The 25749-nt window shown below is 36.5% G+C and carries 19 protein-coding genes; 13 read left to right on the top strand and 6 right to left on the bottom strand.

Annotated elements, in window-relative coordinates; all coding sequences use genetic code 11:
- The first annotated feature begins 427 nt into the window (after positions 1 to 427).
- Both IGK81_RS11035 and IGK81_RS11030 read left to right on the top strand, forming a co-directional pair.
- A complete protein-coding gene (locus IGK81_RS11035) occupies positions 428 to 1303 on the top strand; it encodes a YitT family protein (RefSeq protein ID WP_010720874.1) in 876 nt (291 codons plus the stop codon).
- A gap of 442 nt (positions 1304 to 1745) precedes the next feature.
- Entirely contained in the window at positions 1746 to 3692 is a 1947-nt protein-coding gene (locus tag IGK81_RS11030) for an acyltransferase family protein (RefSeq protein ID WP_010720873.1), read from the top strand.
- A gap of 448 nt (positions 3693 to 4140) precedes the next feature.
- On the opposite strand, the gene IGK81_RS11025 is transcribed toward IGK81_RS11030, so the two are convergent.
- Both IGK81_RS11025 and IGK81_RS11020 read right to left on the bottom strand, forming a co-directional pair.
- Complete coding sequence (locus IGK81_RS11025; protein ID WP_034699939.1) at positions 4141 to 4422, bottom strand: GIY-YIG nuclease family protein; 282 nt, start codon at positions 4420 to 4422, stop codon at positions 4141 to 4143.
- Positions 4412 to 5146 carry a tRNA1(Val) (adenine(37)-N6)-methyltransferase gene (locus tag IGK81_RS11020; RefSeq protein WP_010720871.1) on the bottom strand — a complete coding sequence of 245 codons (735 nt, stop codon included), beginning with the start codon at positions 5144 to 5146 and terminating at the stop codon, positions 4412 to 4414. The genes IGK81_RS11025 and IGK81_RS11020 overlap by 11 nt, the downstream gene beginning before the upstream one ends.
- 128 nt (positions 5147 to 5274) lie before the next feature.
- On the opposite strand from IGK81_RS11020, the gene IGK81_RS11015 reads away from it, so the two are divergent.
- The 4 genes from IGK81_RS11015 (at position 5275) to IGK81_RS11000 (ending at position 13573) form a co-directional block, all read left to right on the top strand.
- Positions 5275 to 5901, top strand: coding sequence for a lysophospholipid acyltransferase family protein (locus tag IGK81_RS11015; RefSeq protein ID WP_010720870.1), 627 nt, complete (start codon positions 5275 to 5277; stop codon positions 5899 to 5901).
- A 200-nt stretch (positions 5902 to 6101) separates the two neighbouring features.
- On the top strand, positions 6102 to 7229 hold the full coding sequence (locus IGK81_RS11010) for an exonuclease SbcCD subunit D (RefSeq protein WP_010720869.1): 1128 nt from the start codon (positions 6102 to 6104) through the stop codon (positions 7227 to 7229).
- Entirely contained in the window at positions 7229 to 10363 is a 3135-nt protein-coding gene (locus IGK81_RS11005; protein ID WP_034699935.1) for an AAA family ATPase, read from the top strand. The genes IGK81_RS11010 and IGK81_RS11005 overlap by 1 nt, the downstream gene beginning before the upstream one ends.
- Before the next feature lie 15 nt (positions 10364 to 10378).
- Positions 10379 to 13573: a DEAD/DEAH box helicase gene (locus IGK81_RS11000; protein ID WP_034699932.1), complete on the top strand. Its 3195-nt coding sequence runs from the start codon at positions 10379 to 10381 to the stop codon at positions 13571 to 13573.
- 119 nt (positions 13574 to 13692) lie between these two features.
- Here IGK81_RS11000 and IGK81_RS10995 read toward each other — a convergent pair whose 3' ends face one another.
- Positions 13693 to 14400 carry an HAD family hydrolase gene (locus tag IGK81_RS10995; RefSeq protein WP_010720866.1) on the bottom strand — a complete coding sequence of 236 codons (708 nt, stop codon included), beginning with the start codon at positions 14398 to 14400 and terminating at the stop codon, positions 13693 to 13695.
- A 778-nt stretch (positions 14401 to 15178) separates the two neighbouring features.
- On the opposite strand from IGK81_RS10995, the gene spxA reads away from it, so the two are divergent.
- The 6 genes from spxA (at position 15179) to IGK81_RS10965 (ending at position 20657) form a co-directional block, all read left to right on the top strand.
- On the top strand, positions 15179 to 15577 hold the full coding sequence (spxA, locus tag IGK81_RS10990; protein WP_002296384.1) for a transcriptional regulator SpxA: 399 nt from the start codon (positions 15179 to 15181) through the stop codon (positions 15575 to 15577).
- 388 nt (positions 15578 to 15965) lie between these two features.
- On the top strand, positions 15966 to 16613 hold the full coding sequence (locus tag IGK81_RS10985; RefSeq protein WP_010720865.1) for an adaptor protein MecA: 648 nt from the start codon (positions 15966 to 15968) through the stop codon (positions 16611 to 16613).
- Between the two features lie 100 nt (positions 16614 to 16713).
- Positions 16714 to 17709 carry a competence protein CoiA gene (locus IGK81_RS10980; protein WP_051641773.1) on the top strand — a complete coding sequence of 332 codons (996 nt, stop codon included), beginning with the start codon at positions 16714 to 16716 and terminating at the stop codon, positions 17707 to 17709.
- Between the two features lie 123 nt (positions 17710 to 17832).
- Entirely contained in the window at positions 17833 to 19647 is a 1815-nt protein-coding gene (gene pepF, locus IGK81_RS10975; protein WP_034699929.1) for an oligoendopeptidase F, read from the top strand.
- 369 nt (positions 19648 to 20016) lie between these two features.
- Entirely contained in the window at positions 20017 to 20193 is a 177-nt protein-coding gene (locus IGK81_RS10970) for a hypothetical protein (RefSeq protein WP_158000813.1), read from the top strand.
- Positions 20190 to 20657 (top strand): DUF4809 family protein, encoded by a 468-nt coding sequence (locus tag IGK81_RS10965; protein WP_034699927.1) that lies wholly within the window; start codon positions 20190 to 20192, stop codon positions 20655 to 20657. The genes IGK81_RS10970 and IGK81_RS10965 overlap by 4 nt, the downstream gene beginning before the upstream one ends.
- Positions 20658 to 20879: 222 nt before the next feature.
- On the opposite strand, the gene IGK81_RS10960 is transcribed toward IGK81_RS10965, so the two are convergent.
- The 3 genes from IGK81_RS10960 to IGK81_RS10950 are packed head-to-tail and all read right to left on the bottom strand — an operon-like array spanning position 20880 to position 24577.
- Entirely contained in the window at positions 20880 to 22067 is a 1188-nt protein-coding gene (locus tag IGK81_RS10960; RefSeq protein ID WP_010720860.1) for a galactokinase, read from the bottom strand.
- A gap of 2 nt (positions 22068 to 22069) precedes the next feature.
- The gene (locus IGK81_RS10955; protein ID WP_034699924.1) at positions 22070 to 23104 is read right to left on the bottom strand and encodes an aldose epimerase family protein; all 1035 of its coding nucleotides are present in this window, start codon (positions 23102 to 23104) and stop codon (positions 22070 to 22072) included.
- A 15-nt stretch (positions 23105 to 23119) separates the two neighbouring features.
- The gene (locus tag IGK81_RS10950; RefSeq protein WP_034699920.1) at positions 23120 to 24577 is read right to left on the bottom strand and encodes a glycoside-pentoside-hexuronide (GPH):cation symporter; all 1458 of its coding nucleotides are present in this window, start codon (positions 24575 to 24577) and stop codon (positions 23120 to 23122) included.
- A gap of 194 nt (positions 24578 to 24771) precedes the next feature.
- Between IGK81_RS10950 and IGK81_RS10945 the strand changes: the two genes are divergently transcribed.
- Positions 24772 to 25677, top strand: coding sequence for an AraC family transcriptional regulator (locus IGK81_RS10945; protein ID WP_034699918.1), 906 nt, complete (start codon positions 24772 to 24774; stop codon positions 25675 to 25677).
- Positions 25678 to 25749: the final 72 nt, after the last annotated feature.

Genomic DNA, 25749 nt, shown 5'->3' with positions numbered 1-25749 from the left:
AGACTAGTAACTCAATTCCATTGATCGTTTTATAAATAATAAGTACGGGAGTCTGGACTAGGTGTAAAAAGACTCTCGTACTTGTTTATGTTGTCTTGATTTAATTCCAAAACGATTTATAATTAAGCCATAGCGTATAATGTCAGTTGAGTTTTAACCCATATTTTCAATGGATGCTACGTTTAGTGATGCGATAGGCGAAGAATGAATCCTTCTTTTTGGTTAGTGTAATGATGGATCATTATAGAGTAGTCACTGAACGTAATCGTTCGTTCTTTCATTATATACTACGTATCTTTACTCACTATCCAAATTAAAATTAAGAAAGGAAATTCCGGGAAAAGAGAGAAATTGACTTCCAGCCAATGATTGTCTCTTCATACGAATTCATATGAAAGTACGAGATCGTAACCGGAAATACAAAGCAATGAAAAAAACTTTCGAAAATTGGGCGCATCATGATTATACGACCAAGCTTTCGGTATCTATCGTTTATGCATTGATTGCATCAGTAGCACTAAACTTTTTTTATCAACCAGGACATATTTATTCAAGCGGAATCACTGGCTTGGCACAAATACTGACTACTTTATCTAAATCGTTGATTGGATTCGAAGTACCCGTCTCAACGACTTTATACTTATTGAATATTCCTTTATTTGTTCTTGCTTGGGTGAAGATCGGTAAGAAGTTTACGATTTTTACATTTATCACCGTGACATTGACGTCACTTTGTATCCATATCCTTCCTCTAACGGTTCTTTCAACTGATCCAATCATCTGCGCGATTTTTGGGGGTGCTGTGATGGGGTTAGGGATCGGGTTAGCCTTAAGAAATGGCTTATCCTCAGGTGGTTTGGATATCGTCAGTATCACTATTCGTAAAAAGACAGGAAAATCGATAGGTTCAATTTCGATTTACTTCAATGCATTGATTGTTTTCGTAGCTGGTATCCTTTTTGGCTGGCAATACATGTTTTATAGCGCACTTTCGATCTTTGTCAGTGGGAAAGTAACCGACGTGATGTATACGAAACAAAAGAAAATGCAAGTGATGATCGTAACGAAGCATCCCGAACGAGTAGTCAATGAAATCCAAAACTGTATGCGTCGTGGAATCACGATCATCAATGAGGCAGAAGGAGCTTACAAGCACGATAAACAAACGGTGTTGATGACGATCGTTACACGCTATGAGTTGCCTTTGTTAAGAGAAGCGATGAAAGCTTCTGATCCACAAGCGTTTGTCAGTATCGCCGAAAATGTCCAAATTCTTGGTCGGTTTTATGAAGAGGGCGTTTAGTGCAAGTGCAACTTATTGACAGAAAAAGTGACATATCCAAATAAATGAATCGATCAGTGTGGCTGGAAACAACTTTATTCTACAAATCGTTTGATAAAGTTGGGCATTGTGTAGCTTGATTTGTATCTGGAGGGTGAGAATCTTCAAACAGTTTATCCTGTTTTGAGATTTTCACCCTTCATTTTGCTAAATTTGTCGTAACGATCTTAGTAAAGTGATTCTTTCAGTTAGATGTAATCTTACTGGGACTTCAAGGTTATTTTTAGTTATACGTTGTTCATAGTTGAATTTTTATTAAAGTTGCGGAAAAAGTTATTCTTTTTTTCAAAGTTTTATGGGAAGATAGAAATGATAGCGAAAATCACATGAATTTTTCTTGCTATTTTTGTACAATACACGTATATTACAAATGAAAAAAGTTTATGAAAAGTTGGAATATTGAATGGAAAAACAAAAAAGGTTAAAAAATAGTCGCTACATTACTGGTTTTGACGGTATTCGTTCTTTGGCAGTAGTAGGAGTGATTTTGTACCATTTGCTCCCTACAAGTTTGAAGGGTGGTTATTTGGGCGTCCCGATATTTTTTGTTGTATCAGGCTATTTGATCACTGATTTACTACGGCAAGAATGGGAACAAAATGGCAAAATCAATATTTGGCAGTTTTATGTCCGACGAATGAAAAGGTTATATCCAGGATTAGTGTTTTTACTAATCACTGCATCTGCTTATATTACGTTATTTCAACGAGGGTTATTGAATAACTTACGAGGAACAGTCGTTAGTAGTTTATTGTATGTCAACAACTGGTGGCAAATAAAAAATGGTTTGTCTTATTTTGATCGATTTGCCAATGAATCACCGTTTACCCATATTTGGTCATTGGCGGTGGAAGGTCAAAACTACTTAGTTTGGCCCATTCTTTTTGTTTTGTTAATGGTTTTTGTACGTAAAAAGAAGTGGATCGTTTATACAGTCTTAGGAGGATCACTTATTTCTGCGATCCTCATGATGATCCTGTTTACGCCAGGCGGCGATCCAACTCGAGTATATTATGGAACAGATACGCGATTGTTTTCAATTTGGTTAGGAAGTGCTTTGGCTTTTGTCTGGCCAAGTACCCGATTGAAAAAAAATATTCCGAAGCAAGCAAAACGCGTGTTGAATCTAGCCGGATTGATTTCGCTGATCGCATTGATTCTCTTCTTTTTCTTGTTAGATGATCATTATAGTTTTGTCTATTATGGGGGCATGCTGTTAGTTAGTCTCTTCTGTGTCGTTTTAGTTGCGGTAACAGCGCATCCAGGCGCAAGTGTGAACAAATGGTTAACCAATCCCGTGTTTTCTTGGATCGGTAAACGAAGTTACGGCATCTATCTGTATCAATTTCCAGTCATGATTTTTTATGAAGCAAAAGTTGCGAATATTGCGGATCATGTTTTGCTTCATACATTGATCGAGATTTCATTGATCCTGATCATTAGCGAACTTTCTTATCGCTACATTGAACGTCCTTTGGCACGATTCGATTATGGACAAACGATTCAAGTAGTCAAAGGCTGGTTCACTAAGCCGATTATCAGCAAGCAAAAACCTTGGGTCATTCCGGGAACATTGATGGTGTTGATCGCTCTTGTTGGTTTTGTTACAGCACCTAAGAATTCAGTGACTGCGGATCAAAAAAAATTACAAGCACAAATTGCTGAAAGTAAAAGATTGGCGGAGGAAAGCCAGAAAAATGAAGATAATAATTCCAACACCGTTGATCAAGCAGTTCTTGATAAATATGGGCTAACAGCTAAACAAGGAAAGAAAGCGCAGAAATTAGAATTGACAGCATTTGGGGACTCAGTCATGTTAGATGCAGCGACTGATTTGAAGGAGTTATATCCTAAAGTTGTTGTTGATGGAGACGTTGGTCGACAATTATATGCGAGTGAGCCATATATTGAAGAACTGAAAAAACAAAACCTATTGAAAGACACGGTTTTGATTGGCTTAGGAACAAATGGAGCCTTTTCTGAATCGCAATTTGATAGCATCATGAGTGCCTTAGGAGATCGTAAAGTTTACTGGGTAAATGTCCGCGTTCCTACAAAACGTTGGCAAAACGATGTGAATGCCTTGTTAGCACAAATGGCTAAAAAATACGATAATCTTACATTGATCGACTGGTATGATTATAGTAATAGCCACAATGATTGGTTTTATGATGACCAAGTACATCCAAATCCAGAAGGAATGAAACACTATATCCATTTAGTAAGTGAAACTTTATTAGGGAAAGATAAAACGAAGAAAACTGTTTCAAGTGAATCAACCCAAAATGATACGAATACTAATAGTGGTAGTGTAGCTAGTTCTGCTAATGGAAATGGTAGTACGGAATAGTTGAATAAGAGATAAGACATCTTGATTTTCCGGCTCTTTGTCAATAAGGACTGATGAGTGGTATAAAATCAAATACGGGTCAGAATGAACCTCGTTCTGACCCGGATTTTTTGTTATTTCACGTTAATTAATTGATTGCTCAAAAAGATTCTAATATTCATGTTCTCAAATGATTTAAGTCCGTAAGCTACACGTTTGATTGTCTTTATATGGGGATTCTTCTGGAAGCTTTCGTAAGCAACCTCGATACATCATCAGTCCCATAAATTATAGAGCCGATTTTCCTCTAACAATGAGTGCTGAACTCATTTGAAAGGATCTCAAGATGTCTTTTCAATTGTTTGAAGTAGGTAACAATCAACAGCCAAAAAACTAATTTTTGTGTTTTTGTTTAGTTCTCGTACATCCCCTTAAAAGGTCGATTCAGCCCCAGTAATATTGACCCAAATTATTGTTCTGGCAACATGTGAGAGGGCTGTATCTTTAAATACCGTTCTTTTTGAGTGCGCGTGAGTTTTTTAAAGGCTGCTTCGGCTTTTGTTGCGTCACTCCTAGTTGCAAACACCTCAGCATGGATCATTTTGACGGGTCGCCTTTTTTGTAATCGGGTATATTTAGCTCCTGTTCCATGATTGTGTTCTGCTAATCTTCTTGAAAGATTCGTCGTATAGCCACCGTAAAACGTGCCATCTTTACAAGCTAAGACATAAAAATAATGCTCACTGGCCATAAAGAATTTCTCGGATTTCATTTGTATAGCTACCATCAGGCATGTATGTGATCAACGGTGAAGCAACTTTAAAGCCATCTAATTTGCCTTCTTTGATTCCTTCGATCAACAAAATATTTGCCTCTTTCCCCATTTTTGGATAAACGAATTGAATTTTTTTAGGGGCGATACGGTGTTTTTCTAGTAACTGAATAATTTCTAAAAAGCGGTCTGGGCGATGGACCATTGCAAAGCGTCCATTGGTTTTTAATAATTTACTAGAAATTTGGATCACATCTTCAAGGGTAGTATGGATTTCATGTCGAGCAATCGCTAAATGCTCATTCGGATTTTTTTTATTGGTTGGTAATCCCTTAAAATAAGGGGGATTACAGACGACTAAATCACATGAATTATGACGAACAACGGATAAACTTTCTTTTAAATCAAGCGTATGGATGGTCATTTGGTGTGTTAGCTCGTTTAATTGGATACTACGTCTTGCCATATCCGCTAAACGTGGTTGAATTTCGATTCCATCAATCAACGCATTCGTTCGTTTGCTCAAAAAAAGACCGACTGCACCATTCCCTGCACAGAGGTCAACGATTTGTCCTTTTTTCGGTACACGTGCAAAATGAGCAAGCAAAACAGCATCTAGTGAAAAAGAAAAAACGTGAGGACTTTGAATGATTTTAATATCATTTGCATATAATTGATCGATCCGTTCATCTTCGTGAAGCATGGGTTCCCTCCAAAATGAAAAAACTAATTGATTGTATTATACTATTTTTATAAAAAAGAACCAAGGTACCTTGTAAAGTTTCCTAAATTTAGGCATACTATGACCATACACCTAGAAAGGAAGAGACTATGTTCTATCGATTTATGAGAGGGCTAGTCCGAGTGATCTTAGCAGTGATCAACGGCAATGCCCGATATGAAAATAAAGAAGTTTTACCACAAGATGAGAATTATATTTTGGTAGCGCCACATCGAACTTGGTGGGATCCTTTATATCTTGCTGTAGCAGCTTCGCCTAAAGAATTTAGCTTTATGGCAAAAGAAGAATTATTCAAAAATCCAGTATTACGCTTTATTTTGACACATGCCCATGCGTTTCCAGTAAAAAGAGAAAATCCAGGACCTAGTGTCATCAAAACGCCAGTTAAAATTTTAAAATCTACTCATTTAGGTTTGATCATGTTCCCAAGTGGAACAAGACATGCAACGGAATTAAAAGGCGGAATGGCATTGATTTCTAAAATGTCAAAAGCAAAAATCGTTCCTGCTGTCTACCAAGGACCATTGACTTTGGGTGACTTATTCAAGCGAAAACGGGTGGTTGTACGTTTTGGTGAACCGATCGATTTGTCTGATATCAAAAAAACAGACAAAGAAGGAATGGCAGAAATCGAACGTAGAACACAAGCCGCTTTCGATCAATTAGACAAAGAAGTCAATCCTGACTTTAAATATGAAATCAAAAATAAAAAGTAAATGATTCTTTTTCAATAAAAATCAAAGCGCAAGGTAATGATAAAAGTTGCGGTTCTTTCTAAGCATGGGATTATCTATGTTTATACGGAATCAGCAACTTTTTTTCATTGCCTATTTGTTTTAGTCCGTAATGATCCTAGGTATCATGTAATGAGGGGAAGTGTTATAATAATTAGAAGGACATTTTTTGAGGTGATGAGATGCGTTTTTTACATACAGCTGATTGGCATATTGGAAAAAAACTACAAGGATACGATCGAATCAAGGAACAAGAGCATGTTTTAACCCAGATCTTAGCAATTGCAAAAGAAGAAAATGTTGATGCAATCGTGATTGCGGGAGATCTTTATGATCGAAGTGTTCCGTCAGTGGATGCCATTGAAGTGTTCAATCAATTGATGGTCGAATGGAATCTACGGGAAGAATTTCCGATTTTTGCGATATCCGGAAATCATGATAGCGGTATTCGACTTTCGACAGGAACACCTTGGTTCAGTCAGTCCGATTATTATTTACAAACTAGATTGGCAGAAGCCTTTCAACCAATCATATTCAAGGATACGCAATTTTTCCTTTTGCCTTATTTTGAACCAATCTCAGCGAGGATATATTTTGAAGATGAGCAGATACGCACCATTCAACAAGCAATGGAAAAAGTCATTGAGAAAATGAAAACGCAGTTTGACTCAACAAAAAAACAAGTGTTAGTGAGTCACTTTTTTGTGACCGGGAGTATGAAATCAGATTCAGAAACCAAAATTGAAGTAGGCGGATTAGATGCTGTTCCAGGAGATTTACTTGAACCATTTGATTATGTCGCATTAGGACACCTCCACAATCAAGCAGCATTGAATCAAAAAAATGCCCGTTACAGTGGGTCGCCTTTAAAATTTTCATTGTCAGAAATCAATCAAAAAAAAGGTGTCTGGATCGTAGATTTAGAAGAGAACGTCTCTTTGAATTTTCGAGAACTGACCCCGTTATATGATATTGAAGAAATAACAGCAAGTTTTAAAGAGCTGTTGAATCCAGATTTTTATCAGACGATCAATCGTGAAAATTATCTCCAAATTTATTTGGAAGATCGAACGATTATCCCTAACATGATGAATCAATTAAGAAAAATCTATCCACGGATACTTGGTGTGGAACGTTCAAACGGTCGAGTAGAACTGAAACAGGGAAAACAAAAAAAGATGATGACAAAGGATCCACATAAGATCGCACAAGGCTTTTTCAAAGAAATGACCAAGGAACAGTTGACGAACAAGCAGGAAATCTGGTTAAAAGAAACGCTACAAGAACTCACGGACAGGAATGATCAGTAATGAAACCCAAGAAATTACGACTAAAAAATTTTGGTCCTTTTATTGACGAGACAATTGATTTTGCGAAATTGACCGAAGCACCACTATTTTTGATTACTGGAAAAACAGGTGCAGGAAAAACGACTCTTTTTGATGGAATGACTTATGCATTGTTTGGTGAAACTTCTGGCAGAATCAGGACTGGTAAAGAAATGCGGTCTCTTTTTGCTACGCCTGAAGAAGAAACGTGTGTCTTTTTTTCATTTGAGCATCAGCGGCTGAATTATGAGATTGAACGTAAGCCAGAACAACTCTTGGCCAAACGTAAAGGTGAAGGCAATCGAAAGCAAGCAGCAAAAGTTTCTTTGACGATCTTTGATGAAGCGGGCAAAGAAATGCGCCAATACACGAAACGTAGTGAAGTGGATCAATTAATCAAAGAATTAATGAATCTGGATGCGAAACAGTTTTCTCAGATCGTTTTACTACCTCAAGGAGAATTTCGTAATTTTTTAATTTCATCAAGTAGTGAGAAAGAAATTGTCTTACGTAATTTGTTTGGTACGCAATTTTTCCAACAACTTAATGAACAATTGAAAGAAAAAGCCAAAGAACATCAAAAAAAATTAGATCATCTTGAGCAAGAATTGAGTTTGCTGCAAAAACGGTTTATCCCTTTGGACACAGGAACGGTTCCTGAAACCTTAAGTTTCGATGCGTTATTCACTTATTGGCAGGCAGAGCAAACAACATTACAAGAAAGACTTCTCCAAGAAAAAAATAAACTGGTTCATTTACAAGAACAACAAAAGCAATTAGAAGATACCTATTATCATTCGCAAACATTGCAAACACGTCATGAAGAAAAGCAAAAATTAGAGCAAAAATATGCAGAATTGATCCAGCAAGAAAGTGAAATCAATGAAATAAAACAATGGATCACTCATTATGAATTTGCTGAACGACTGGTCGATACGTTGACACGAAGTCAAGAATACCAGAAAGAACAAGCAGAACTGATTGATAAAGAACAGACTTGTTCTGAAACATTCGTGCAACAAGAACAAGCGTATGCACAGTGGCGTAAAGATGAACCTGAACGAAAAAATGCCCAACAAGAAATGGAACATGCAGCGAATCGATTACAAGTCATGAAGTCATTGATCCCAATTGCGGAAGAATGGCAAAAAAAGCAAAATGAAAGTGAAGAGTTACAAAAGGCTAAGAAAAAAGCAGAAGAAAAAGAACAAAAAATTCTTCAAGAACAAGTCCAGTTAAAAGAAGAAGAACAAAGACTAGCAGAACTGCTGCTTGACCAAGATCGCTTGCACAGTGATCAATTGTGTTACGAACAACTTCGGCATGAGCAAGAAAAGTACCAAACTATCCTTACAGAAAATCACCAGAATACAGAACAGTTAAAGATGAATCAAACCAAGTTGTCCGAACTGATCACAAAACTCCAAGCTCAACAAGTAATGTTAAGCAAACAAAATAATCAAGTTGATCTTTTAAAGAGTCAATGGGCAAGCCAACAAATTGCGAAGTTGCAATTGCTATTATTACCAGGGCAACCTTGTCCAGTTTGTGGGTCAACGGAGCATCCTAAACAACGAAATGAGCATGTATTGCCTAATCAAGAAGAATTTGTCCAACTGGAAGCAAATTTAGCCGAGGCAGAAACAAATCTTGAACAAATCAATCAAGAAATAGGGCGTAGTGAAGCAGAAAAAGCACAAATAGAACAAAAAATAGCTGACTTAAAAAACTTTGGAGAAGAAAAACAAGTAGAGATCCAAAAAAGCAAAGAACGATTACAACATTTGATCCAGCAATCGTTTAAATTTGCCATAGCAGATGATCCTCTTGTATCCTTAGAAAAAATCCAGCATGATTTGGATTCGCGTGCAGTGGCCATCACACAGGCAAAAATCGCTACTCAAACACTAACTGAACGTTTAAGTCTTATCGAAGATCAGCGAAAGAAGATCACCGAACAAATCAGCCAAAACAAAGAAGAGCTCCAACAAGTACAAGGGGAGCTTGTTACCTTGACGAAACAGTTAGAAGGACAAAATACTCAGACTTTGATTGAGGATGTCAACCAATTAGAAGAAAATGTTGCGATGAAAGCCCAATGGTTAGCAGAAGAAAAAACAAAAGAACTTCGTTTTTCTCAAGAAATCAGTTTGTTAAAAGCGCAAATGGCTAATATTCATGAACAACAGGAAAAAATTAAAAATAAAATTCAGCGTATCCAAGAGCAAATTTCAGCAAAAATAAAAGAGCAAGCTTACTTTAAAGAAGCAGATGAGGTATTGGCATTTGCTAAACAAACAGTTGAATACCAAGAGAAGAGTCAACTGGTCAACGCATACGAGAAAGAACGATTAATCGTTGAAGACCGCTTAAGCCAGTTGAACCATGTTGCTTTAGCTGAAACACTCCCTGATTTAGAACAATTGGAGCAACAACTAGATGAGCTAAAAGCTGCGGTTCAAACACAACAGGAACATTGTTATCACTTGCAAGAGCAAGAACAGCAGAATCAGCAAATCATCGAAGAATTTTCTTCGATTTATCAAGCGAGTCAAGAACAATTAGATGAATTGATCCAACTACAACAATTATCGCAAACGATGAATGGGGAAAACCCTAGAAAAACCAGTTTGGAAAGATACGTACTACAAGTGTATTTACAAGAAGTACTACAAGTGGCAAATGTGCGATTGCAACGTCTGACGAAAAATCGTTACCAATTTGAGCTTGCAGATGAAGTGGGAAGTTACCGTGGGAAAACAGGGTTGGAGATCAATATCTATGATGATGAAGCAGGTCTGACACGTGGGGCTCATACGCTATCTGGTGGTGAAAGTTTTATTGCAGCTTTATCCTTAGCGTTGGCTTTAGCTGAAGTGATCCAGACACAAGCCGGTGGTGTGTTGATCGAAGCGTTATTCATTGATGAAGGATTTGGATCGTTAGATGAAGAAGCACTTGAAATGGCGATTGAAGCATTAGAAACAATTGAAAGTGAAGGTCGTATGATCGGGATCATCAGCCATGTGAGAGAATTAAAAGAACGAGTAGTACAACAAATCAGAATCGAAACAGAAGGTAGCGGACAAAGTAAAGTACGCTATCATCTTGGATAAGAGGGGGATTAACTGATGAAATGGAGCATTCCAGAAAAAGTCATTGCAAGAGGACGTCAATATCTGCAAGAAGGACGGGTATTATCGGTTGTCCCTGACCAAGAAGAAAAAGTTTGGCATGCGGAAGTCTTAGGCAGTGAATTGTATATGGTCGATTTAGATGGGACAGCCAAAGAAGTCGATTTCTGCCAATGCCCTTATTGGGAAGAACATCATTATTGTAAGCATACAGTGGCAGTCGAACTGTACTTGCGCTCTAAGAATCTTTCACGAATAATCAAGGCAGATCAACCTGCGTTAGAACCAGTCAAAAAAAGTAGCGAAGGTGAAATTTTAACGAAAGGTTTTTCAAGACTAACTGTCAAAAAAAATTCACCACGGACGCAACCATTGATTGTAGAATATCAAGTAGAAACGATTGAGACCAATCACTATCATCCGGAATTAGCTATTTTAGCCGTTTATTTGCGGATTGGCTATTTAGATCAGCCAAAGAAAACGTATATCGTTAAAAACATTTTTGATTTTTTACATTCCTATATGGAAAATGAACGCTACACTGTGAATAAACAATACCAGTTCCATCTAGATCAACGAGCTTTTCAAGGAGAAGATCAAGTAATCTTAAAAACGTTAGCTGAGTGTGCCCAAACGCAACTTCTTTTAGGTGCAAACGGCCTACAAGTCAAAGGGAAATTAGATAAACGTTATTTGTTATTACCGATCGAACAAGCAAAAACATTGTTAGAACAGATGAACCAAACGACAAAACTCCAAATGAAGATCGGAGAAGTGAATTATCAAGGGGTTCGATTTTCTGATAATGAGCCTTCCTTAGAATTTGAGGTAACAAAAAAAGAAGAGGCCTATCAATTAAGCGCACTGAATGACTTTGAGTTGTTCTTTACTCATTATCAATGGGGAATGATCCAAGGAACTTTTTATTCATTAACAAAACGTCAACAAGCAGTCTATTTAACTTGGAAACAGCTTATGAGAAGATTTGAGAAACCAGAAGTATTGTTTCTTAAGCAAGAACTATCCTCATTATTCAAAGAAATCATTCCATTGCTATCTGAAATTGGTCAAGTGAGCATAGCGGATGAAGTGAAAGCAGAAGTCGCTGACGTGCCAGTGGAATTTATTTTCTTTTTTAGAAAATTGAAAGGCAAGATCCAAGCTCGTGTTGATTTTGTCTATGATGAAGTCGTTTTTTCAACAGATAAAAAACATGAAGTTATTGCTGAAAATGCTTCTGAAGTATTAAGAGACAAAGCCCAAGAACAACGCGTATTAGACTTGTTCAAAATGTATCGCTACCAACGAAATGATACAGGCTATGAACGTTTATTGCCAACAGGAGAAGAGTTGTATACTTTTTTCCGTACGGAGTTAGCCGTTTTTCGTCAGTTTGGTGAGGTCCGCCTTGGGAAAAAACTTCGGGAATTGTATTTAGATGCACATCGACATCAACCGAAGATCGAAGTGGAAGAAACCAGTTCATGGTTAGATATTCGTTTTGATGTGACTGGGATTGAAGAACAAGAAATCAATCAGGTCTTACAAAGTTTGTTGCGAAATGATGCTTTCTATACGTTAGAAAATGGGCAAGTACTGTCCTTTGATTCCGAAGAGTTTCAGCAAACAAGTCAAATCTTGCAACAATTCCGTGAATCGATCCGTTCAGAATCTGGAACAATCCATGTGCCTAAAAACCAAGGATTGATCATTCAAGATAAGTTAGCAGGAAGTTCAGCAACTTTTGGTGACTCCTATCAAAAAATGATCCAAGATCTAATACAACCTGAACAATATCAAGTATCCTTGCCAGCAGGTCTACAAGCTGAATTGCGTGATTACCAAAAACAAGGATTTCGATGGTTGAAAATGCTAGGAAATTACCAGTTTGGCGGAATTTTAGCAGATGAAATGGGTCTAGGAAAAACCCTTCAGACAATTGCCTATTTGCTTTCAGAAAAAGAAGAAAAAGGCGAACTCTCTGCTTTGATCGTCGCTCCTGCTAGTTTGATCTATAACTGGCAAGCAGAAGTGAAAAAATTTGCTCCTTCTTTGAGCATCCAAGTAATCAACGGGAATAAAAAGGAACGAGAAGAACTATTAGCTCGTAAGGCAGATATCAGAGTCACTTCTTATGCTAGTTTAAGACAAGATTTAGCAGATTATCAAAAACATGCGATTAATTATTTGATCCTTGATGAGGCTCAGATGGTTAAAAATAGTAGTACCAAAACAGCTCAAGCGCTACGAGAATTAAGTGTACCGCAACGTTTTGCCTTAAGTGGGACGCCAATTGAGAATAATCTGGAAGAACTATGGTCGCTCTTTGCGACGATTATGCCGGGATTTTTCCCGAATAAGACCCGCTTTAGAGAGCTGGCACCTGAAGAAATTGCCCGAATGATTCGTCCGTTTGTGTTACGAAGGGATAAGCAAACCGTGTTAAGCGATCTGCCAGAAAAAACCGAGATGAATCTTTATTCTGCATTGACAGAAGAGCAAAAAACCGTGTACTTGGCTTATTTACGTCAGATGCGAGAAGAGATTTCTACTATGGACTCAGAAGCTTTTAAAAAGAATCGCATCGGTATTCTAGCTGGTTTGACACGATTACGCCAAATTTGCTGTGATCCAAGATTATTCTTGGAGGATTATGAAGGTGGCTCAGGAAAGCTAGAACAAGTCAAAGATCTACTGGTCGCAGCCAAAGAAAACAATCGGCGGGTTCTGTTGTTTTCTCAATTTACAGGTATGTTGACCATCTTACAAGAAGAACTAGCAGAATTAGGAATTTCTACTTTTTACTTAAGAGGAAGCACCAAACCGCAAGATCGTTTAACGATGGTAGATGCATTCAATGAAGGAGAACGAGATGTCTTTTTGATTTCATTGAAAGCTGGCGGAACCGGACTCAACTTAACGGGAGCAGACACGGTAATTCTGTATGATTTATGGTGGAACCCAGCCATTGAAGAACAAGCGGCAGGACGTGCGCACCGTATCGGACAAAAAAATGTGGTCGAAGTTTGGCGCATGATTGCAGAAGGAACGATTGAAGAGCGGATGGATTCGTTACAACAAGAAAAAAGAGAGTTATTCCAAAAAGTCATCCAAGGAAATGAAGACCAATTAACCAAATTAACGGAAGATGATATCCGGATGATTCTGAGTGTCGGAGACCTGGAAGACTAAAAATTTTGAAACAAAAAATAATTAAATCTTAAGACTCAATAATAAAAAACTCTCGAAACAAGATTATGTTTCGAGAGTTTTTTAGTTATTTGTTTTGCTAGGAGCTGTGCATGGATGCTTTAGCTGAAAATTACTTTCATCGTTTCTAATAATTGATCAAATGAGGTGATTTCGATATCACAGTTCAATGGACCATCAACTTTTCGTTCACGATGGTTAAACCAAAGCGCTTGCCAACCAGCTCTTTTAGCACCTAATACGTCATTGTCGTAGTTATCGCCTACATATAGAGTTTCTTCTGCAGTTAGATTGAAACGTTCTTCAGCAAGTTGAAAAATCTCTTTTTCTGGTTTCTGAAATCCTGTTGCTTGCGAAACGATCATATGCTGTGAAGGAATCCAGTTTGCTAATTGAAGTTGATTCAATTTTTTGGTTTGATGATCGGTGGGACCATTGGTAATGATTCCGAGAGGGATATTCATTTCAGTCAAGAAGTCCAATGTTTTCTTTACTTCCTCATGAAGACAGATATTATCTAATTCTTCTTCATAAACTTGTTGGAAATAAAGACCTTCTTCTTCAGTAATATGTGGATAATCTAAGTCTTTTAGTGATTGGCTGATTCGATGTGCACGCATATACTCCAAGGTCCATTTTCCTGCCATCACTTTAGGGAAATTTTCATCACTGTGATGACGGAACCGGAGATATAATGGTCCCATATCTATATCTGAAACAAGCGGCACTACTTTTTTTACCGCATTTCTAAATGGCTGTTGTTGATCGTACATCGTATCATCAACGTCAAAAACAACTGACTTAATCAAATTCTACACGCCTTTCGGTTTTCATCATTTTTTTCATAAATCCTCGACTATTGTATCAGAAAAATACCGGTTAAAACGTTGTTAAATAAAGGTTTTTATTACTATATTTCGCTTTTCTTGACAGAATAAGCTTTTTAAGTTTCAGTTTTTTTCACTAAAATAGTAAAATTGAATATCATTTGATTATCTGATGAATAAATTAATCCTCAATGAAACGAAATTCTGACTAATTTTAATAGAATAATCCTATTTTACTTGATAAAGAATGTTTTTTTTAATACAGAAAAACGAAAATGATTAAAATATAAAATAACACTTTATGATGGCAATAAGGCGTTTTGTAGTGATTTTCATTTTATAACCATTGTAATATAAAAGGGTGCTTAATTAGCGGACAAAATAAGGGTTAGGTTCAATTAAAAGGACTGTTGTAATAGCAAACAAAATAAAGCAGACAGAAATAAAAAACATAATTTTTTCAAAGAAACCGTTTTTTTGTGGGGTGAGTAATAAAATAATAGTACAACTTTAAAGCCTGTTTCAATGGCAGGTTATATTTGAATTAAATTTGAAAACTCTCATTTTTTAATTGCTAACTAAACGTAAAGTGTTGGTTTTACGGAATATAAATCTTAGATAACTTTCATTTTTTTGATAAAATATTATGAAAAAAGCTAGCTATTTAAAAGTTGATTATGTATAATAGAAACAGATGGAAGATTATAATGATCTTCTGTTACAAAAAAGTGACATTAGTCATGAAAAGGAGTGGTGCACGTTGTTAACACTATATACTTCCCCAAGTTGTACTTCCTGTAGAAAGGCCCGTGCGTGGTTACAAGAACATCAAATTCCATTTGTTGAACGAAATATTTTTTCTGAACCATTAAATAGTTCAGAATTAAAGGCAATCTTACAAATGACTGAAGATGGCACAGAAGAAATTATTTCAACACGTTCAAAAGTTTTCCAAAAACTAAACATGGATCTTGATGATTTACCATTGCAAGAACTGTTAGAACTCGTTCAAAATAACCCTGGATTGTTGCGTCGTCCGATTATGATCGATGACAAACGCCTACAAGTTGGTTTCAATGAAGATGAAATCCGTCGTTTCTTACCACGTGATGTACGTCAATTGGAATTGCGTCAAGCACAATTAATGGCTGGATTATAGAAAATAAACGTTAACTTAGAAAAACTATTTTTGTAGTTTTTCTAAGTTTTTTTTTACCGGAATAGAAAGTACATATAACTAGATGTAACATGTAAATGAATTTTATTCTTTGGCTAATATCAAGATTTGAGAAGACCAAAATACTTGGTATCAAAAATTCGATTTATTGTTAAGGATTACTTTTTGAATGCCGTTTATTCGTTCTCGTATTAGGAGTGGCTTTTTGTCCTAAGCTCTTTTTTACGTTTAGCTAAGTGAAAAAAATGATGTCAAGGTTAAATTAAAAACTTATTTTGATTTTAAATGGTAATTTTTTTTCTTTACATTTAAGCTTATTTCGCTACAATGAAGTTATATTGATAGTTGTGGCAAAGTGAGGTGTAGCCAGATGGAAATGGAACATATTAATGAAAATACGATCCGAGTAATGATCGGTCATGAAGATTTAGAAGAGCGAGGCGTCTCATTTTTAGACTTGCTTGGTAACCATAGAGAGATCGAAAATTTTTTCTACAGTATTTTAGAAGAAGTTGATATTGAAGATGAGTTCCGCAGTAGCGAAGCTGTTACATTTCAAGTGCTTCCTAAAGGAGACGGGTTAGAACTTTTTATTAGTAAAAACTTACCGAATGAAGAAATGCTCCAAGAAGACGAAGACTCTTTAGATTCTGATGATGTAACTGAATTTATCCAGCAACAAATCTTAAATAATGAAGAAGAAACGACTGAACGCATTTCCGATGAAACAGAACACCAAGCGATTTTTGCTTTTGAAGACTTTGAACAAATGATTCAACTAGCCAATGATGTCGAGTTGGAATCAGCCTGGACAGATTTGTATTTACTAGATGGTATCTACTATTTAGCCGTACATTTTTGGATGGAAGATTTAAACCAAACAGATGTCGCTAATGAAGTAGCTCGAATTTTAGAGTTTGCAGAAAGAAGCGATCGGACCATTGAAACATTGAACGAATATGCGCAATTACTTATGGAACGAAATGCTTTGGAACGTACAAAATTTTATTTTGCGTAAGCAGCAAATAATCAAAGAAACAATTTGAAGAATCTGATCAATGAAAATGATCAGGTTCTTTTTTTGACGTATTTTCTTTTAGAAGGGGGTCAGCTAATTTATGATGGTTGCAATAGATAAACATGGAAAAAGATTTCTGGCTACAACATGTACGAAACGGCAAAGTCTTTTCTGCCCAGCTTGTAAGGAACCAGTGATATTAAAAACTGGGCAGCAAAAAACAGCACATTTTGCTCACAAAAATTTACAGGATTGTTTTGGTTTTAGTGAGAAAGAAACAACAGAGCATCTCCAACTCAAAAAATATTTTTTTGAGTGGTGTAGACAATTTGTTACTCATCCGCCTGTCTTAGAAGCCTATTTACCAGCCCTTCGACAAAGACCAGATATCCTTTGCGGGGATCTAGCCATAGAAATTCAGTGTTCAGTACTCGCTTATGAACGGATGAAAGAACGAACAAAAGGATATCTAAGCAAAAACTATCGTGTTTGGTGGATCTTAGGCTCTGCTTTTTTCAAAAATGATCGTTTAAAAACGAGAGAAAAGTACTTTTGTATGTACAATGACACCATGGGTACTCATTTATGGAAAATCGATTGGCTGGAAAAAAGATTATATTTGTTTTATCATTTGGCAGAATTATTTTCTGGAACAGTAACCTATGAAACAATCAGCTGGCCTTTCTTTAGTGAATCTCCTGTAAGTCTATTAGAAAAACAGATGGAGAATCAAAATCGGCAAAAAGTTCTTACTAATGTTGGCTGTCAAAAATGGTTACAAAAAAAATTATACTATCGTCAGTCTAAATACGTTCATTTACAAAAACAATTCTATCTTAGAAAAAAACATTTACTTTATTTATCTCCATGGATGTACGCAGAAAGTCGATTTTTTTTTATTTTCAAGAAAAAGTTTTCTTTTATCGTCTTTTATTTGAAGAAATCATCAGTGAACAAGCAGGCAGAAGCAAACAATGGAAGTATCTCAATTGGCTCCAAAAAATTGAACCAAATAAAACAACTTGGCTTTATCCAATGGCTGATAAGAAAAAGATTTTCCGATTACTTTACCAGGAGTGTGAGGAGATATTCTTGATGTCAAACAGAAATAAATTATGATACACTAATTAAGAGTAGCTGATTTTAGTAGGCTTATTCATTTTTCTATTTTCAATATGAATTAGAAAAAAAGAGTGAAAACAATAAAGGAGTGTATTAAATGAGTGAAACGACCCAATTACCAAAACGAGAAGAATTGCCTGAAGAACTAACTTGGGATCTCACCAAAATCTTTTCTAGCGATCAAGAATTTGATGAAAAATACCAAGAATTAACAGAAGAATTAAAAAATTCCGATCAATATAAAGGAACATTAGCAAAGGGTGCGACAGAATTTCTGAATGCGCTTGAATTTGTTTTAGATGTTTACCGAAAAGTGGAACTCATTTATGTCTATGCTCATTTAAAAAATGACCAAGATACAGCAAATACGACTTATCAAGCGTTATATGCGAGAGCAGGAAGTTTATTTTCTAAAGTAAGTGAAGCAGTCTCTTGGTATGAACCAGAAGTCCTTCAACTTTCGGATGAGCAGATTTGGCAGTATTTTGAGCAAGAGCCGAAGTTAGAACTGTATCGTCATTACGTAAAACAAATGGTGGATAATCGTGCGCATATATTATCTGCAGAACAAGAATCATTACTAGCTGGAGCAGGAGAAATTTTTGGCGCTTCCAGTGATACATTTGCTGTTTTAAACAATGCCGATTTAGAGTTTCCTACGATTGTGGGAGAAGATGGGAAAAAAATCCAGCTTTCTCATGGTGTCTATGGTCAATTGATGGAAAGCACAGATCGTACAGTTAGAGAAGCTGCATTCAAAGGGCTTTATCGTGTCTATGATCAATTTAAAAATACGTTTGCTTCAACATTGAGTACCCATATCAAAGGGCACAATTACAAAGCAAAAATTCGCCATTATCATTCTGCTAGAGAAGCTTCTTTGAGCAACAATCATATCCCAGAAAGTGTTTATGATACATTGATTGAAGTAGTCAATAAAAATCTTCCGCTATTGCATCGCTATATGGAATTACGCAAACGTCTTTTAAATGTAGAAAAACTGCATATGTATGATCTATATACACCAGTATTAGGAGAAGCTCCTATCAAGTTCACTTACGAAGAAGCGAAACAGAAAGCTTTGGAAGCTTTGGCACCAATGGGGGAAGAATATCTGTCAGTGGTAGAAAAAGCTTTTGCTGACCGTTGGATCGATGTGGTCGAAAATAAAGGGAAACGAAGTGGCGCTTATTCTTCAGGAAGCTATGATACCAATCCTTATATTTTAATGAACTGGCATGATACGTTGGATCAATTATTTACGCTCGTACATGAAATGGGACATAGTGTGCATAGTTACTTTACTCGTTCAAATCAACCGTTTGTTTACGGTGATTATTCCATTTTCTTAGCAGAGATTGCTTCAACAACTAATGAAAATATTTTGACAGAATACTTGCTTGAAACTGAACAAGATCCACGTGTTCGTGCATATGTCTTGAATCATTATCTTGATGGATTCAAAGGAACGATTTTCAGACAAACACAATTTGCAGAATTTGAGCATTTCATGCATGAAGAAGATGCCAAAGGTGTACCTTTGACCAGTGAATATCTAAGCGACAGTTATGGGGAATTGAATGCCAAATATTATGGATCAGCGGTAGAAAAAGATCCGGAAATCAAATATGAATGGTCTCGTATCCCACATTTCTACTATAATTATTACGTTTATCAATATGCAACAGGCTTTTCAGCTGCCTCTGCTTTGGCGCAGAAAATTTGGGGTCAAGAGCCAGATGCTCTAGAAAAATACCTTACTTATTTGAAATCAGGAAATAGTGATTACCCAGTTGAAGTCATGAAAAAAGCAGGCGTTGACATGACAAAAGCTGATTATATCGAATCAGCTATGACTAAGTTTGAACAACGATTAAATGAATTAGAGGAACTAGTTGAAAAATTGTCATAAGTGTTCGAGACAAGAATGCGTTGATTATCAACAGATAGCTTCTGTTTCTTTTATCTGATCTAAATAGCTGAAACCCACAAAAGTCCTATGTGGATTTCTGTGGGTTTTAGTTATTTACCTCATAATTAAAATAAATAAGAGCATTTTATTTTTTTATAGTTGCTTGTTTATATTGACGTAAATTTTATTTTTTCTTATGCTATAGAAAATAATTTGTCTGATAGATGTTGGAGATGCCTATCAATACTTCTAAAAATACATAGATGGTATTCAAGTGTCAACTCTATGAAATAAGCCAAAATTTTTCTTATTGTCAGAGAAGTTGCACAATATTTTTGTACCATACACATTCAAAAAAGAAATGGAAGGATGAATATGTCTTTTTGGGGATTTGAACAAGAGTCAGATGAAGTAGTGTTAACTTATGTCAATTGTCATGTACGTTGTCTGCGAGAAGCTGCTCGCTTGGAAATGAAGAAAAGAAGAGCAAAGAACGCGAAGAATAAAAAACAGATCCATAATAGGAAGAAGGTGACCCAGAAATGATGGAAGTACAAATCACTAGAAAAAGTGAGTTAACAGAAGGTGGTTGTAATGCCTGTGGTATCGTAGATGCTGCGATCTATTCGTTGCAATTAGGAACGAAAACAGCAATCATTGCTGATTTGACTGTGAGTTCGTTAGTTGACAGTCTAGCACTACTAGAAGGATATGAAGGTGAGGACATCTATGAAATGTTAGGAGAAGTTCGCCAGTTGAGTAGAGCGGGCAAGACGATCAATGTTTCTGAAGAATTAGGAAATGTGACTTTTTGTACAGCTGATCAGCAACTGACCGTCAAAAATAGGATGGAGCGTCCAGCTTTATTTGAGCAAGTGAATCAGATCCTTCAACAGTTTTTTGAATTAGGACCATACAAATTTAAAGAAATAGCCACTGTACCAAAACATGATCCTGAATGGCAAAAACGAATCGAAGATCAAACGGATCATGCGTATTTATTTCAATAAATAGTAGATGTTTTATTGAAATGGGTATGGTGAGAAAGTTAGCTACAAAAAGACCGACTGCCAAAAGTTGTTTAAATGAACTATTGGTGGTCGGTCTTTGTTTTGACACTTATTTTCAGGTAGCATTTCATGATTATTTGTTTTTTTGAAAAGTGACGATCATAATTTTGCTTTATTCTTTTGAAACGTAACGTTGAACTACCTTACATTTCTTTCATTGGATTAAGCTGAAACACTTTCTTCCATAATCTTTGTAGTACCATTGCCGATGTGTGCCACATAAAATTCTGGGGCGTAGCCAACGACGTCTAAGTATTCATCATAAACCTTGTTTTTAAAGTTAGGGATATTTTCTTCTTTGACTAATGCGATCGCACAGCCACCGAAGCCAGCTCCTGTCATACGGGCGCCTAGAACACCTTCTTGTTTTTGAGCTGCATCGACTAATGTATCAAGCTCGATACCAGTTACTTCATAATCATGTCTCAACGAATCGTGTGAAGCATTTAATAATTGACCAAAAGCAGCCAAGTTTCCTTGTACCAGTTCAGCTTTAGCTTCTAATGTTCGTTGGTTTTCAGTAACTGCATGACGAGCACGACGAATCAATGTGTCATCACCAATCAAATCAATGTTTGCTTCAAATGTTTCTTCGTCTAAATCACCTAATGCTTGAATAGCTAATTTTTGTTGGAGACGTTTTAGTGCTTCTTCACATTCACTACGTCGTTCATTATATTTAGAATCAGCTAATTCACGACGTTTATTTGTATTCATGATTACTACTGCATAGCCATCTAATTTTACTGGAACCATTTCATATTTTAACGTATTTGTATCAAGTAGAATAGCTTTGTCTAATTCGCCAAAGCCAATCGCAAATTGGTCCATGATCCCCGAGTTGACACCGATAAATTCATTTTCTACTTTTTTACCAATTTGAACTAATTCAAGTCGATCAATGGATAAATGGAATAAGTCTTCTAAGGCAACACCGACTAACAATTCTAAGGAAGCGCTACTTGAAAGTCCTGCACCGTTCGGGATCGTCCCTTCAACTAAGAGTTCAAAACCATGTTCAATTGGGTAGCCTGCTTCGTTTAGTTTAACGATCATACCTTTGACATAGTTTGCCCATCCTGCTTGTTTGTCGTAATCAAGTTGGTCTAAAGTAAAGCTGATGACACCGTCGTCTTCAAAGTTTGTTGAGTAGACCAATACTTTATTATCCTCACGAGGTGCGGCAACTCCTTGTGTGCCATAAGTGATGGAGGCAGGGAAAACATGACCACCGTTATAATCTGTATGTTCACCAATCAAGTTGATTCTGCCTGGAGAAAAATATTGTGTGGTTTTTTTAGGTCCAAAGATTTCTGCGAATTTTGTATTTAAACTGCGTTTGATTTCCATAGTTAGATATCCTCTCTTGTGTCGATTTTAAATTCTGTAGTTGTTTCAAATGGTGTGTGTGCTGCTAAATGAATATTTCCAAAAGCTGGATACTGTTCTGCTCCGGGAGCGATTTGAGTCTCAAACGTGATACCACCGTGGTTGGCTAGTTTCTTTCCATGCATTTCTGGGGTATCTTGCCCAAAGTTAGCAGTGAAAATCACGACACTAGGTGAATCGGTCATGATGCTTACTTTGATTTGTTCATCGGGACTTAATAAATAAGCCGATACATGATTCATATCTGGGTTATTTAAAAAGAAAGGATGATCGATCCCATCAACAAGTTGTTTTTGTTCAAATTGACTAGTAAAGACGGTGGCTAATTTTTGAGGTGTTTGAAAATCAAAAGGTGTTTGAGCAACACTCGCTTTTTCGCCAGTTGGTATACTATCAGGTCGTAATGGAGCGAAAGACTCACTGTCTAGCCAAAGTGTATGTTGATCAATTGATTCTTCTACATCGCCACTTAAATTGAAATACACGTGGTTGGTCGGATTGAAAAGCGTATCCTGATCACTGATTGCTTGCGTTCTAACACGCCAAATGTTGTCTTCTGTCAAAGTATAACAAACTTCTACGGATAGATTTCCAGGAAAACCATGTTCTCCGTCGGGACTGGTAGTAGTAAATGTGACTGAGCTTTCTTCGTCTGTTTCACTTAGTTGATACGTCCATTTTTTCTGTTCAAATCCTGGTGTACCTCCATGAAGTGAATGCCCTGTCTGAGGATCGACACTCAATTGATAGGTTTGATCATTCAAAGAAAATTGTCCTTTTTCAATCCTACCTGCTGTTCGTCCGATCGTTGCTCCGATATAAGCATCTTTTGTCAAATATTCTTGTGCGGAGTCAAACCCTAAAATTAATTCCCGATCATTAGCAGTTAATTGAACGATCCGTGCACCTAAGTCAGTGACGGATAATTTAAGTCCGTGAGTATTGGATAATGTGATCAAATGGTACCCCTGACCAAAGTCTTTTTCTGTAATCGTCATAATATAATTCCTTTCTTAATGTTGTGGAATGATAAAGTCATCTTCTAATTCAGATGCGAGTTCTTCATGTGAAGCTAATTTATTTTCTAGTTCTTTGACGATTTGCGCATGTTTTTTCTCTGTCAAAGTGATCTTCCAAGCAAAAATGATGGCAGAAAAGAACATCAATGCTGCAGGAACATAAAATGCATACGCTTTAAAAGTCATGATCCCATGATTGGTAATATCAGCAGCAGAAGCATTTCCAGTCATACCAGCTGCGATTGCGACAAACCCAACGATCCCATTAGATAAAGCACCTGCAATTTTATCGAGCAGTGGGCGAATCGATAAAGTCACAGCTTCGTTACGAATCCCATTTTTCCATTGTCCATATTCCACAGAATCAGTGATTGTCATCAAAGCAGATAAAAAGATCAACTGTTGTGGGAAGTAAAATAAAACAAGTCCAACGATCACGATCGGTAAGCTAGTGCCTGCGATAGAGAAGAAGAAGTAAGAACTGATCATCATCGCAATACCGCCGATATAGACATAGCGTCTAGAAATCAATCGTGTCAAAGCAGGGAATAAAGGCACAGCGACTAGTCCAAGTAAAGCTGCTACTAAACCGACAATCCAGAATTGAGTTGGTTGACCTAAGACATATTTGAAAAAGTAGAATAAAACGGCAGTTGTTGCTACATTGGCAATAGCATAAGCAATGTAAGAAAGTGCTAACCACATTAATTGGTCATTTTGGGCAATTGCTTTAAAGACATCTTTGATACTTGCCTTTTCATTTTGTTGACGAATCGCCGTGTCGACTTCTTTTGTTCCTAAAGCTGTAATAATTGCAGTTCCTCCAGAGATCACAGCGGTAATCACACCGAACCAGAACCAACCTGAAGCGCCTTCAACATGATGAGCAGTAACTAAATAAGTGAAAAATGTGACGATTGGTACGACGACCAAAGTGGTCCCGTTTGCTCCTAAGGAAGAACCGAATCGAGCAAAAGTCGCGAATTTTTCTCTTTCTTTGGTTTCAGTACTTAAAGCTGGAATCATTGACCAAAAAGCAATATCTTTAAATGAATAAAAACTATCTAATAATACAAAAACAATGGTAAAAAGGATGATAAACAAAGTTGTATTGTGAGTAGCAAGGCCAAAGAAATTAGTAAAAAGAAAAATCAAAAGGAATGAACTAACTAAACCACCAATGACCAGCCATGGTTTAAATTTTCCATATTTTGTTCGAGTATTATCAATAATCCCGCCAATCAATGGATCGAAAACGATTTCAATTAAACGAATACCAACGACTAAACTGGTCACCGTAGCGATCATTCGAGCAGTAGTTGCTTTATCTGTACCTGCAAACATCTCGCTTGTTACAAAAACCATAAAATAAGTGCTGAGAGTAACATAAAAAGTATCATGACCGAATGCGCCTAAAGCATAAGAAACCCGTTGTATCATTTTGTTCTTCATAGTATCTAATCCCTTCTTTGTTAAATATACAATAAAAAGTTAACCGGTTACAATAAATAAATAAAGTTCTTTTTCTACTATTGACTTTATCAAGAAAACGCTTCCTGATGAATATATTTTTGTGACTAATATTTAACTTTTTGTTGCACGTTGTAGAACAAGAAGAGTAAAGTAAAAACAAAGGAGTGAGAGCGATGGAGCAAGCAATATTTTTAAAAAAAGAACGTCAAGAATTAGCTAAAGGGTGTTATTTTGACTTTTGTGGATTTTCAAAAACTTTGCCATATCATTCTTTCGGTCCAGCAATCAGACAAGATTATGTGTTACATGTCGTGATGGAAGGTAAAGGAACTTACCATGTGAAAGAACAGCAATATCAATTGCAAAAAGGGGATCTGTTTTTGATCCGGCCAGGGGATTCTACTTTTTATTTAGCAGATGGTGAAGAGCCTTGGGTCTACTGTTGGTTGTCTTTTGGTGGGCCATTAGCGAAAGAGATCATTGAACGTTCCTTATTCAAAGAAGATCAGTATACAATGGTTTCTGCAGGTATTTCGGCATATATAGATATTATTTTGGACTGTCTTCATTATTCACAAGACGGTTTAGCAGATGAATTAGAATTGACGGCTTTGACTTATCGCTTTTTATCCGTATTACTAAAAGATGGCGGGAAAATCGGTTTGGGAAATCAAAAAGTCTCTTCGCCACTAGCAATCGAAACAGTGAAGTATATTGAAGAACACTATCCAGAAAATTTAACAGTAGAGGAAATTGCTCGACAACTGTCAGTCAACCGGAGTCATCTATCAAGAGTCTTTAAAAATCAATTAGGAACGAGTATCAAAGAATATTTGATTGGCGTGCGAATCAACCGAGCAGCATTTTTATTATCGTTGACTGATGATTCAGTAGAGAGTATCGCTTATCAAGTTGGTTTTAATAGTTTAGTTGTATTTAGCCGAATGTTCAAAAAGACAACTGGAGAAACAGCAACAAATTATCGGAAACGGATGAAAAATGAAGCGTCCAAAAACCTTTCATTAGGTGCTTTGAAGAAAGAATTAGAAGAACAAGAGATTGTTTCCTGGTCTACCTAACCATAAGGCAGGAGACTAATGACATTTTGTGTTCTGTGCTAAACTAGAAAATAGCAAGAATGAAGAGGAGTC

This window comes from Enterococcus sp. DIV0703, assembly GCF_051711065.1.
GTDB classification, from domain to species: domain Bacteria; phylum Bacillota; class Bacilli; order Lactobacillales; family Enterococcaceae; genus Enterococcus_B; species Enterococcus_B hirae.
Note: the sequence above shows the minus strand (reverse complement) of the source record. Positions and strands in the feature narration are given on the sequence as shown.